The 11,629-nt window shown below is 70.5% G+C and carries 13 protein-coding genes; 12 read left to right on the top strand and 1 reads right to left on the bottom strand.

Annotation, left to right across the window (positions count from 1 at the left end):
* The first annotated feature begins 113 nt into the window (after positions 1–113).
* Together ACFXPL_RS17675 and ACFXPL_RS17670 are read left to right on the top strand one after the other, a co-directional pair.
* On the top strand, positions 114–407 hold the full coding sequence (locus ACFXPL_RS17675) for a hypothetical protein (protein ID WP_384919590.1): 294 nt from the start codon (positions 114–116) through the stop codon (positions 405–407).
* Positions 408–472: 65 nt separating this feature from the next.
* Positions 473–829 (top strand): hypothetical protein, encoded by a 357-nt coding sequence (locus ACFXPL_RS17670; protein WP_384919652.1) that lies wholly within the window; start codon positions 473–475, stop codon positions 827–829.
* 74 nt (positions 830–903) lie between these two features.
* Here the strand turns inward: ACFXPL_RS17670 and ACFXPL_RS17665 are convergent, their stop codons facing one another.
* Entirely contained in the window at positions 904–1,269 is a 366-nt protein-coding gene (locus ACFXPL_RS17665; protein WP_384919587.1) for a DUF3592 domain-containing protein, read from the bottom strand.
* Between the two features lie 95 nt (positions 1,270–1,364).
* Here ACFXPL_RS17665 and ACFXPL_RS17660 point away from each other — a divergent pair, with 95 nt between their 5' ends.
* The 10 genes from ACFXPL_RS17660 to ACFXPL_RS17615 all read left to right on the top strand — a co-directional run bounded on the left by ACFXPL_RS17660 (position 1,365) and on the right by ACFXPL_RS17615 (position 11,578).
* Positions 1,365–1,949: a hypothetical protein gene (locus tag ACFXPL_RS17660; protein ID WP_384919584.1), complete on the top strand. Its 585-nt coding sequence runs from the start codon at positions 1,365–1,367 to the stop codon at positions 1,947–1,949.
* Between the two features lie 305 nt (positions 1,950–2,254).
* Positions 2,255–3,451: a phage tail protein gene (locus ACFXPL_RS17655; protein ID WP_384919582.1), complete on the top strand. Its 1,197-nt coding sequence runs from the start codon at positions 2,255–2,257 to the stop codon at positions 3,449–3,451.
* The gene (locus ACFXPL_RS17650) at positions 3,448–4,743 is read left to right on the top strand and encodes a tape-measure protein (protein ID WP_384919579.1); all 1,296 of its coding nucleotides are present in this window, start codon (positions 3,448–3,450) and stop codon (positions 4,741–4,743) included. Before ACFXPL_RS17655 ends, ACFXPL_RS17650 begins: the two co-directional genes overlap by 4 nt.
* A 68-nt stretch (positions 4,744–4,811) precedes the next feature.
* A complete protein-coding gene (locus ACFXPL_RS17645) occupies positions 4,812–5,738 on the top strand; it encodes a phage distal tail protein (protein WP_384919576.1) in 927 nt (308 codons plus the stop codon).
* 46 nt (positions 5,739–5,784) lie between these two features.
* Positions 5,785–6,924 (top strand): hypothetical protein, encoded by a 1,140-nt coding sequence (locus tag ACFXPL_RS17640; RefSeq protein WP_384919573.1) that lies wholly within the window; start codon positions 5,785–5,787, stop codon positions 6,922–6,924.
* A gap of 11 nt (positions 6,925–6,935) precedes the next feature.
* Complete coding sequence (locus tag ACFXPL_RS17635) at positions 6,936–8,054, top strand: hypothetical protein (protein WP_384919649.1); 1,119 nt, start codon at positions 6,936–6,938, stop codon at positions 8,052–8,054.
* A gap of 4 nt (positions 8,055–8,058) precedes the next feature.
* A complete protein-coding gene (locus ACFXPL_RS17630) occupies positions 8,059–8,772 on the top strand; it encodes a hypothetical protein (RefSeq protein WP_384919571.1) in 714 nt (237 codons plus the stop codon).
* Between the two features lie 62 nt (positions 8,773–8,834).
* Positions 8,835–10,292, top strand: coding sequence for a phage tail protein (locus tag ACFXPL_RS17625; protein ID WP_384919568.1), 1,458 nt, complete (start codon positions 8,835–8,837; stop codon positions 10,290–10,292).
* A gap of 98 nt (positions 10,293–10,390) precedes the next feature.
* Positions 10,391–11,302 carry a peptidoglycan-binding protein gene (locus tag ACFXPL_RS17620; protein ID WP_384919565.1) on the top strand — a complete coding sequence of 304 codons (912 nt, stop codon included), beginning with the start codon at positions 10,391–10,393 and terminating at the stop codon, positions 11,300–11,302.
* A 12-nt stretch (positions 11,303–11,314) separates the two neighbouring features.
* Complete coding sequence (locus ACFXPL_RS17615; protein ID WP_384919563.1) at positions 11,315–11,578, top strand: hypothetical protein; 264 nt, start codon at positions 11,315–11,317, stop codon at positions 11,576–11,578.
* Positions 11,579–11,629: the final 51 nt, after the last annotated feature.

The raw sequence follows: 11,629 nt of genomic DNA, 5'->3' as shown, positions 1-11,629 counted from the left end.
TTGTGATTTGTTTATGTGTCAGGCGTGGAGGTCGAATTCTGGGTGGGCCACCCGACCGGCCCCGCCCTCGCCCCAACCGCCCCATCCCACCCCCTCATCGGCAGGAGACACCCATGGCGACTTCCTTCAACGTCAACGCGGCGCGGGCCCAGCGCCTCGAAGCGCTCGGCCGCACCTGGTCGTTCGAGCTGGACGACGACACCTTCGAACTCCCCACCGAACTGAGCCGCGCCACCGCGAAGGCTCTGCGCGACCTGGACGACAACGACGTCGACGGGCTGCTGGGACTCCTCCTGGGCGAACAGCAGTTCATCCGCTTCGCCCGGCACGACATCACCGTCCAGGACATCGCGGCGATCCTGGAGGCGTACGGCAAGGAGACCGGGCTCGGCCTGGGGGAAGGCTGAGCCTCGTCGCGTTCGTGGAAGAACACGCCGAGGCCCTCGAAGCCGACCTCCTCCGGCACTACGGCGTGGACCTGCTCGACTGGCACCGCGGCCGGCTCACCAGCCGCCGGCTCGCGGTGCTGGTCAAGCACATGCCACGCGACAGCGCCCTGACCCTGGAACTCCACGGCGAGGAAGCCGAATGGTCGGTCACCGACCACCTCCTCGCCGCCGCGGTCGACCACCTGGCCGCCGCCAACTGGATGTTCGCCACGGTCAACACCGACGAATCCGCCGACGCCCCGGACCCCCCGCTCCCGGTCCCCCGCCCGGGCGACCCCGCCAGCAGCCCGGAGAGCAGCGGAATCGCCGAAAACCCACAGCGGGCCGCCTCCGGAACGGGTACCCCTTCCCGCGGCGACCTGGCCCGTTTCTTCACCTGAGGGCAATAGCACGCAGAGCTTCAAACCGGCCGAAACTTCCGGATTGATTCGCCCGATTCACTCAGCCTCACCGATCAAATGGCATCCAGCACGAGCGTCACTGCGGCAAAGTCGAGCATAACCGCCGTAAGCGCGGCCGCAATGAACTCCACACGTTTCAACGGAGCAACTTCCGACCTGATCGGTCGACGCGGATCGTAAATCACTTTCACCGGAGCACCTACCTCCGCGCCCCCTCCCCGAAATCCACTCGAACTCGTGCGAAGCACACCGTCGGCATCGATGAATTCGGCCACGGTTTTCACGCCGGACGTTGATGAACTCCATTCGAGGCGGACACAAATACCGTCAGCAGCAACCCCTCTGATAAACAACACACCTCGATCTCTCGCATAAAAAGTGAGCAAGATGCCAATAACACCACAAATAAGAGCAGCCATAGAACCACCTTCCAGCGCCGGCCCCACTCACCACAAGGGGGTCGACACGCAGAATACAGAAACCCAAAACACACACAAGCGGCAAAGGATGACAAATGACCGATGCCACCACCTCGCATCCGGGAAATGAAGCAGAGTTCATAACTCGACAGAACCTTGAAACGCGTTTGGCGAACTTCAAAACGGCACTGGAAGGGGAAAGCTCAGGGATCGTCCAGTCGTGGGCGGAGTCCAGGGGGCTCCCTGAGGTCAGCTGGAGCGAGTCGCACCAAGACGTCTACTTCAGCACGCAATGGGTGAAGTTCGATTTGGAACCGCTCGCCTTCACTCCTTCCGGAATAACATTCATGGGGAAGGACATACTTAAAACAGAGGATTTCTATTCATACCTGGGCGATAAATTTGGTGAATACCGCCAGCGTTCACAAGATGCCCAACCGGCCCGCCCGGAAGGCAGACAGAGTTCGAATTCTTCACCCCGATCCCCCGAAAGCATGCTTGCCCAAATTGAGGGCGACATCCAACGGAGAGGGGTAGCGCTACGCCAGGCAGAACGGATGGCCCGAAACGTACAGGGGGAACAGCGCCGAATATTCGAGTCAATGGCGAACGTACGGCGAAACGAGCTACGAGGCCTCGAAGCGGGGTTGACTGCCGTATCCAGAGAGCTTGCCGACTGACCCCGGAGAAATGCCATCCAACCATAATGCAGCACCGCAAGGCGAAGATCTTGACGGGCTGGAAACATCAGAGCAGACAGTTCGGGTCGCACTCGATTTCACTCGCCCCTCCGGAGGGCATCCGCCAAGGATTTCACTTTCGCCGACAACGTTGCGCAGAGCCCGCACCACTCCGCAGATTCTGGAATTGGACACGCATGGCCGACAGTCCGCGACATATTGGTGCGGAGAGTCAGGACGATCGATGAAGGACTGGGCAGAAGAGATGCCCCCGACATCAAGCCGACCGACCGATTGGAGAATCCATGTCATTGGTCAGCTCCCTCAACAGAGCATCGGCGTCTCTGAGAAGTCTCAAGACGCAGGCCGACGCCGCCGGCCGGGCTGCCGGAACCCTTCAGGGCAAGGCGCAGTCCAGCAGCCGTGAGATCGGCAGGATCAAGTCCTCCGCCCAGTCCTCCGCCCGCGAGCTGAGCACCCTCAGGACCAGGGCCGACAGTGCCGCCAAGTCGCTCACCAAGGCCGGGCAGGCCGGGCAGAAGGGTGGGACTCAGGTCGGGAAGTTCAAGTCCGGGGCCGACAAGGCGTCCAAGGGCATGAACGGGCTGAACAAGTCCATGAAAGGCAACCTCATCGGCGTGCTGCTCGGGCTGCTCGCGCCGTTGATCGAGAAGGTGGTCGAGACCGCCGCCCGCTCGAAGACGATGCAGAAGGTCATGAAGACCGCCTTCGACGCCATCAAGAAGGTCATCAGCGCCGTCATGAAGGCGATCGGCCCGATCATGAAGAAGGCCGGCGCGCTGATCAAGTCGGTCTGGAACGGGATCAAGTCCGCGGTCTCCACCGTCGTGAAGGCCGTCGGCACGGTCATCAGGACGTACTTCAACGCCTGGAAAAAGGTCATCACCACGGTGATGAACGCCGTCAGGAGCGTGGTCTCCAGCGTCTGGAACGGCGTCAAGAAGGTCATCTCCCCCGTCGTCTCCTGGATCAGGAACGTCGTCCCGCAGGCGTTCAGCGCCGTCAAGAGCAAGCTCTCCAGCATCTGGGGCGGGCTCAAGGGCATCGCCTCCCGGGCCTTCAACTCCGTGAAGAGCGCGGTGAAGTCGCCGCTCAACGGGGTGATCGACCTCATCAACTCGGCGATCAGGAAGCTCAACGGCATCAAGGTCTCGGTCCCCGGCTGGGTCCCCGGTGTCGGCGGCAAGACCTTCGGGGTGAGCCTGCCGACCATTCCGCGGCTGGCCGAGGGCGGCATCGTCACCCCCCGGCGCGGCGGTGTGGCCGCGCTGGTCGCGGAGGCCGGGGAGGCCGAGGCCGTGCTGCCGCTGTCCAAGCTCGACCGGCTGCTGCGGCACACCGCGCGCCAGGGCAGGGCCCAGGCGTTCGGGGCCGGGGCGGTGGGCGGCGGTCTGCTCATCGAGAACTACCACGAGGCGTCGAGCAGTGACCTCCGGGAGACCGCGATGGCGCTGATGTTCCTGTCCAAGGCGCGCGGATGAGCGCCGCGGCGGCCGGCCCAGGCGCGGGGGCCGGCCGGGATCCGCTCGCCGGTACCGGACCCGCCCTCGCCTCCTTCCGTATCCAGCTCGGCCAGGGCGGTCGCGCGCTCCAGGCGCTCCGGCAGGGCGTCCAGAGGTCCGCCACCGCGGCCGGCCGGATCGCGTCCGGCGCCACCCAGGCCACGGGCGGGCTCCGGCAGGTCAAGGGGCGTGCCGAGAACGCCGGGCAGGCGCTCACCCGGGCCGGCAGATCGGCCGGGAGCGCCGGTACCCAGCTCCGTACCGGCGGCGGCAGGGCCAAGGGCGTCGCGGGGGCGCTGTCCCCCGTGGCCGCCGGCGCCGGGCTGTTCGGCGGGCTGGCGGGGAAGCTCGGTTCCGGCGCGGGCACCGTCTCCAAGATCATGGGGCCGCTCTCGGCGGGGCTCACCGTCGCCGCCGGGGCCATGACCGCCGTCAATGTCGCCCTGCGCGCCAACCCGCTGGGCTTCGTCATCGGCCTGATCACCCCGATCGCCGCCTATCTGATCGAGCTGGCCGTCACCTCGGGGACCGGTCAGCGGATCATGAAGCAGGTCTTCGACCAGGCGCTGAAGGTGATCCAGGGGATCTGGACGTTCCTGGGTCCCGTCGTGCGGCTGTACGCGAAAACCGTCTCCGCCGCCTTCACCACCGTGCGGACCATCATCGGCGGGGTCCTGAAGGCCGTCGGCCCCGCGCTCTCCCAGGGCTTCGAACGCGCCCGGAGCGCCGTCTCCACCGCGACCCGCGCCCTCACCGGCCTGATCCGTTCGGCGTGGAACGGCCTGAAGTCCGGGGTCCGGCCAGTACTGGACTGGATCATCCGGGACATCCCGCGCGGCTTCCAGCGGGTGAAGGACGCCCTGTCCCGGGCCCTGAACGGCATCGGCGGCTTCGTCACCAGCGCCATGCAGGCCCTGCTCTCCGTCATCAAGGGACCGCTCAACGGCCTGATCTCGTTCGCCAACTGGGTCATCGACGGCCTCAACAAGCTCAGCTTCTCCGTTCTCGGCAAGAAGTTCGGGGTCGATCTCCCGAAGATCCCGCAGCTCGCCGAAGGCGGTGTCGTGCTGCCCCCGGGCGGCGGCCCGCACTCCGGCGCCGTACTCCCCCTGTCCGCGCTCGACCGGCTGCGGCCCGCCGAGCCAGGGCACCGTGCCACCCCCGGCCGCTCGGCGCACCGCGCCGTCCTGCCCTGCTACCACGAGCCCGAGGGCCGCAGCGCGCAGGTCATCGCCGGGGACCTGCTGTTCCTGAACCGGACCGCCGCATGAGCCCCGGCGCCGGCACCCGCCGCACACCGCGGCGGCTACGGCTCCCCTGAGAAATGAGGTGACGGCCCATGGCCGAGACCACAACCGCGTACCAGGAAGATCCTTCCCCCGGCTCACTGATCACCCGCGACGGGCAGATCCAGTGGGCCGGACTGCTTCTCGGTCCCGGTACCCCCTTCGAGATCGATCGCGCCGGCCTCAGCGGCTGGGACGATCTGCCCGGCATCGACATCGGTGACGTGCCCCGCCCCGACCAGCACGGTTCCTGGCCCGGCTCGCGCTGGGCGCAGCCCCGGCTGATCGACGCGACCGTCTGGCTGCTGCCCGCGTCCCGTACGGGGGCCCGTGCCACCCTCGGCGAGTTCCGGTCCGGCACCCGGCTGGACGGTGCCGAGCGGTGGCTCGCGGTCCGGCTGCACGGGGAGACCCTGGCGGTACGGGCCCGGATCAGCCGGCGCGTCGTGCCGCAGGACCGTTCCTTCCAGATGAACGGCACGTCGAGGACCAGCCTCCAGTGGACCGCCACAGATCCGCGCCGCTTCGGTACGGACGAGCAGGCGGCCCGGACCGGCCTGCCCTCCGCCGAGCCGGGCGTCGACTGGCCGGACGGCGGGCTGGAGTGGCCGCTGGACTGGGGGACGGCCGGTACGAACGGCGCCCTGACCGCCGTCAACTCCGGTGACACGGCGGCCCATCCGCTGGTCGAGTTCCGCGGGCCCGTCCAGCGTCCTTCGCTGACCAGGCTGTCCGACGGGCGCCGCCTCCAGTACGACATCACGCTCGCCGCCGACGACGTCCTGACCGTGGACACCTGGACCGGGACGGTCGTCCTCAACGGCACCGCCTCGCGGCTCTACACGGCTACGGCCGCCTCGACCCCGGAGCAGTTGTTCCTCCTGGAGCCCGGCGAGACCTCGCTGGCCTTCCGCTCCGAGGACGCCGCCCCGGACCCGGCGGCGCAGGCGACCGCGCGCTGGCGCCACTCCCACTGGTGACGTACGCCCCGCAACACCCACCTCTCGCAACAGACCAGGAGACCTCATGCCCATCCGTTCCGCATGGCTGCTCAACCGCTCCGCCGACGGCACCGGCGCCACCGGTCAGTCCCGTACCGACACCCGGCTCGCCCCGCTCGGCACCATGACCCCGTCCGGCCAGCTCACCACCCGTGGCGGTGTGCTCCCCGGCTCGCCGGACGGCAAGTACGTCCTGTCCGGTCTTTACGTGTACGGGGAGTCGGCCGGGATGACCGCGACCGTCGCCTCGGGCCGTGCCGTCGTCCACAGCAGCGAGGCGGCCGGCTCCTACCCCGTCGCCGTCACCGAGTACACGCGGCTCCTGCTCGGCGACGGCGACCCGGCCAACCCCCGGGTCGACCTGGTGGTGCTGCGCGTGTACGACGGGACGCAGGACGCCGGGGAACGTACGGAGGCCGCGCTGGAGATCGTCCAGGGCCAGCCGGAGCCCAACCCGACCGCCCCGGCGATCCCGGCCGCCGCCCTCGCGCTGGCGACCGTCCGGGTCCCGGCGGGCGCCTCGGCGGGCAGCGGCGGGATCGACTGGTCCTCCGCCGTCTCCGATCTGCGCCGTACCACCGTCGCGGTCGGCGGCATCCTGCCCGAGGAGTGGGCACGCAACATCCCGGGCGCCTACCCGGGCCAGTACCGGGACATCGGTCCGGGCGGCCTCCAGCGCTGGGACGGCGCCGCCTGGCAGTCGTACCCGCCGGCGCCCCGGTGGCGGGACTGGACCCCGGTCTGGACGACGTCCACCGGGCTGGCCGCGCCTGCTTTCGGCAACACGGCGATCCAGTGCCGTTACGTGCAGATCGGGACGGTGGTGCACGGGTCGTTCGACATCGTCTTCGGCTCGACCACCCGGTTCGGCGCCGGCGCCGCCTCCACCGACAACTGGCGCTTCAGCCTGCCGGTGACCGCCGCCGCGGCCACCCAGGCCGTGGGCTTCGCCGGTCTCGTGGGGACGACCAACAAGGACCGGTACGCGGCCCGGGTCCGTATCACCAACACCAGGACCCTGGAGCTGGAGCTGGCCTCCGGGTCGCCGGGCACCGTGCCGATGCCGTACGGCGGCATCGTGGACGCGATCACCCCGTGGACCTGGGCCGCCACCATGCGGATCTCCGGCAGCTTCACCTACGAGGCGGCGGAGGAGGCCCTGTGACGCCGGCGCCGATGCCCTCGGGGGCGCTCCGGGCCCCCGGCACCGCCGTCTACCGCGCCCTGTTCTGCGATCTGCGCACCGACCAGGTGCTCGACGTACTCCCGCTCACCGACGCGAAGTTCGACGACTTCATCGGGAAGGCCGGCTCCCTCTCCGCGACCATCCCGCTGCCCGACGCGGCCCTCGCCGAACGGACCCGGGCCGCGCTGGTGCCCGGCCGTACGGCGGTCTGGCTGGAGCGCAACGGGGACATCTGGTGGGGCGGGGTGCTGTGGACCAGCACCCCGCAGATGGACGAACAGGGGCGGCTGACGGTCCAGTTCCAGGCCGGCACCTTCGACTCCTACCTGGATCACCGGATCCTCTCCGCCGATCTGGTCGGTGCGGGCACCGAGCAGTTCGACATCGTCCGGCTGCTCATCGACCACGTACAGGCGCAGCCCGGCGGCGACATCGGGATCCGGTACGGGACCGGGGCGTCCGGGGTACGGAGGGACTTCGCGTACGCCTACAGCGGGCTGGCCCGGGTCCGGGAACTCCTCGACAAGCTCTGCCAGTTCGACGACGGCTTCGAGTGGCGGATCCACTGCTACCGGGACACGGAGGGGAAACGCGTCAAACACCTGCAACTCGGCCATCCGGTGATCACAGGCGGTCGTACGGAGATCGTGCTCGACCATCCGGGTCCCGTGCACACCTACAGCCTGCCGTCGGACTCGACCGTGCAGGCCAACGTGTGGGTGGCTCGGGGTGAGTCGAGCAACAGCGACCAGTCGCAGGAGTCCGAGCCGCTGACCGTGCGCGTGGTCAGCGACGAGGACATCGCGGGCGGCTGGCCCCGGCTGGAGCAGACCTCGGACCACACCTCGGTGATCGACACGGCCGGTCTCGGCTCCCTCGCCCGCGCCGAACTCTCCCGCCATCGCGCTCCGGAGACGATTCCCGAGCTGACGGTGTGGATGGACGGCCGGATCACACCCGCGCTGATGGGCGCCCGGATCCGGCTGCGCGTCCACGACCTGTGGCACCCGGGCGGCTCGGACACCCGGTTCCGGGTCGTCGGGCTCGCGGTCAATCCTCCGCAGCGGGCGAAGCCCGAGACGGCCACGCTCTACCTGGAAGGGGTGTGACCCCGTGGCGATCATCCCCGTCGACCTGCTGGACCGGATCCGCACACTGGAGCGGCAGGTACGCGACCTGATGGGCAGCGCCAACACCCGCCCGGCGATGAACCAGATCATGGGCGGAGACGTCGTCATCGGCGACGGCGGCCGGCTGCGGGTGCGCACCGGCCAGGGCGACGACCTGCTCTACCTGGGCCGGGTCCAGCCCGACCGCGCCGAAGGGGCCCCGCAGCAGGGGCTGATGGTACGGAGGGACGACGGCTCCCTCGCCCTGACCGTCTGGACCGGCACCCCCGACACGCTGCCCGTCCAGCCCGTCCAGATCCTCGACCGCAAGGGCAATGTGGTCGTCGCCGACGACGCCCTGGGACACGGGCTGGCCCGGCCCTACGTGCCCTACCCGCTGCCGCAGCCGGTCGCCGCCGACCGCTGGGAGTCCACCGGCGCGACCGCCTGGACGACGCTGTACCGGGGTGCGGGCATCGCCCAGCACGCCCGTCTGTACTGCCGGATCGCCGCCGCGAGCGCCGGGAAGGCCGAGCTGCGACTGCTGGCGAACGGTGCCCAGGTGGGACCGGCCGGCGACGCCGGGGGGCTGGAGTTCACGGCGGTCCTGGACGTGGCGTACGACGCGGCCGTCACCTTCGAGGTGCAGGCGCGGGTCCTCACGGCGGGCGACACGGTCCGCTGCCGGCCCCTCGCCCTGTACGGCGTGCAGTCCTGACCGTACGGCTGCCCCGTACGCGCCCCGCCCTTCCCCTCATCCCCTCCCAAGGAGGTGCCCGAATGCTGCCCGAATCCATCCCCACGGTGGCCGTCACCGCGCGCTATCTGACGCCGGACGGCCACCCCATGACCGGCCAGGTCGAGTTCCGGCCGCCGGTCCTCCTCACCCACGCCGAGGCCGATCTCTTCCTCGGCGGGCCGACCCGGGCGACGCTGGACGACGAGGGCGCGATCAGGGTCGTGCTGCCCGCCACCGACGGCCCCGGCTGGAACCCTGAAGAGTGGGCCTACACCGTCACCGAGAAGCTGGCCGGCCTCTCCCGGCCGCGCACGTACCGGATCGTGCTCACCACCGGCCAGGAGAACGTCGACCTCGCCGATCTCGCCCCGGTGGACCCGTCCACCCCGAACTACGTGGCGGTACGGGGACCGGCCGGCCCCGCCGGGGAACCCGGCCCCGCGGGGCCCGCCGGCCTGCCCGGAGCCGTACGTTCCGTCAACGGGCACGGCGAGGCCGACATCGTCCTCACCCCCGGTGACGTGGCCGCCGTACCGGCCGCGTCGGCCGGGGCCCGGGGCGGTGTGGCGACCCTCGGCGCGGACGGCCTGGTGCCGCCAGGACAGCTTCCGGCAGGCTCCGGCGGGGCGGTCGCCTCGGTCAACGGCCGCACGGGCGTGGTCGTCCTCGCCGCCGCCGATGTCGGCGCCCTGGACGCGCCCGCCGCCGACCTGCGCTATCAGCCGCTGGGCGGCGCGCCGGTCACCTCCGTCAACGAACGCACGGGCGCGGTCGTCCTCGCCGCCGGTGACGTGAACGCCGTACCGGCCGGGAGCGCGGTGCTGCTCGACGGGAACCAGACGGTACGCGGCACCAAGACCTTCGCCGCCCCGCCGGCCACCACCGCCGATCCGTCCGCGGCCGACCATCTGGTCCGGCGCGGCTACCTGGACACGGTCGCCGGGGCGGGCACCTGGTCCCCGGCCGCGATGGGCTTCTCCGGCTGGGCGTTCGACCCGGCGGCGGCCTCCGGCAGCACCGTCCAGTACTGCATCAACGGCTGGGTGTATCTGATCGGGATCCCGCTCCACTCGGCCACCACCGTACGGAACGTGGTCTTCTACGTGCCCGGCTACGCCGGGACCGGCCTCAGCGCCAGCTCGTTCGCCGGGCTGTACACGGCGGCCGGGGCCCGCGTCGGTCTGACCGCCCCGCTGACCACCCCGATCAAGGCCACCGAGGGGCAGACCGTCGTCTGCCCGCTGACCAGCGCGTACAACGCCGCCGCCGGCAACTACTGGGTGGCTCTCCTGATCAACGGGCCGAACCCCAGCAACAGCGGTCCCGCCTTCATGCGGGGCTCCAGCATGGGTCAGACCCCCGGCGGGAGCGCCCGGATGCCGGGGTCGTTCATCCGCCACGGCCGGATGAACGTGACCGGCCAGACCTCGCTGCCGTCCTCCATCACCCCCTCGACCGTGATCGCCGACTCCAACGCCATCTGGGCCGCCCTGTCCTGACCCCGCCCGCCCCGACCGCCCCGCGCGTGCCCCGTACCGGCCACTTCCCGTACGGGGCACGCGCGCTCGGCCGTCCGCCTACCCGAGAGGACCCCCTCATGGCCACACCGCTCACCGCCGACCGGATGGTCACCGCCCTCCGTGCCGAGGGCGTGACCGTCGTCGAACACCCCGGCTGGCGCACCCACCACCGCAACCACAAAGGAGCCTGGGGGCCCCTGAACGGCGTGATGATCCACCACACCGTCACCAGCGGCACCACCGGCTCCGTCGCCCTCTGCTACCGCGGCCACACCGCCCTGCCCGGACCGCTCTGCCACGGCGTCATCGCCAAGGACGGCACCGTCCACCTCGTCGGCAACGGCCGCGCCAACCACGCGGGCGGCGGCGATCCGGCCGTCCTGCGGCGGGTGATCGAGGAGAACTACGGCGAACGCCCGCCCGCACCCCGCCACCACGAGGGAAGCACCGGGGCCGCCGACGGCAACGCGCGCTTCTACGGCTTCGAATGCGTCAACCTCGGCGACGGGAAGGACCCCTGGCCCACGCCCCAGCTCACCGCGATCGAGCGGGTCTCGGCCGCGATCTGCCGCGCCCACGGCTGGAGCGCGAAGAGCGTGATCGGGCATACCGAGTGGTCCGACCAGAAGATCGACCCGCGCGGATTCGCCATGGCCGGCCTGCGCGCCCGGATCGCCGCCCGGCTCGGCGCGGCGCCCGTACCCCCGACACCCGTACCCCCGACGACCACCACCCCGCGCCACCAGCCGTTCCCCGGCGCCGCGTTCTTCACCGACCGGCGCAGTTCCCCCGTGATCACCGCGATGGGCCGCCGGCTCGTCGCCGAGGGCTGCTCCGCCTACACGGTCGGCCCAGGACCCCGCTGGACCGAGACCGACCGGCGCTCGTACGCGGCCTGGCAGCGCAAGCTCGGCTTCCGCGGCGCCGACGCGGACGGCACGCCAGGCCACGCCTCGTGGACGGCGCTGAAGGTCCCGTACACCGACTGAAGGAGGGCGCCCATGACCGACACCGAATCGAACAACCCGGTCACCGTCGCCGTCGAACTGGAGCGGCTGCGGGGCACGCTGGAGGCGGGGTTCGCGCGGGCCGACGGCTCGCTCGCGCTGCTCGTCCAGCGCAGCGACCAGACCGACCGGCAGCTCGCCGACCACGAGGCGCGGCTGGACGCCCTGGAGCGCTCCCGCTGGCCGCTGGCGAACATCGCCGCGCTGACGGCCACCTGCGGACTCGCCATCGCCGCCTGGGAGCTGGCCGTACGGTAGGCCCCGTCACATCGGGAGGCAGACACGCCGGAGGGCGGCCACCCCGTACGG

This window comes from Streptomyces sp. NPDC059092 (genome assembly GCF_042756365.1).
Classification (GTDB): Bacteria; Actinomycetota; Actinomycetes; order Streptomycetales; family Streptomycetaceae; genus Streptomyces.
Note: the sequence above shows the minus strand (reverse complement) of the source record. Positions and strands in the feature narration are given on the sequence as shown.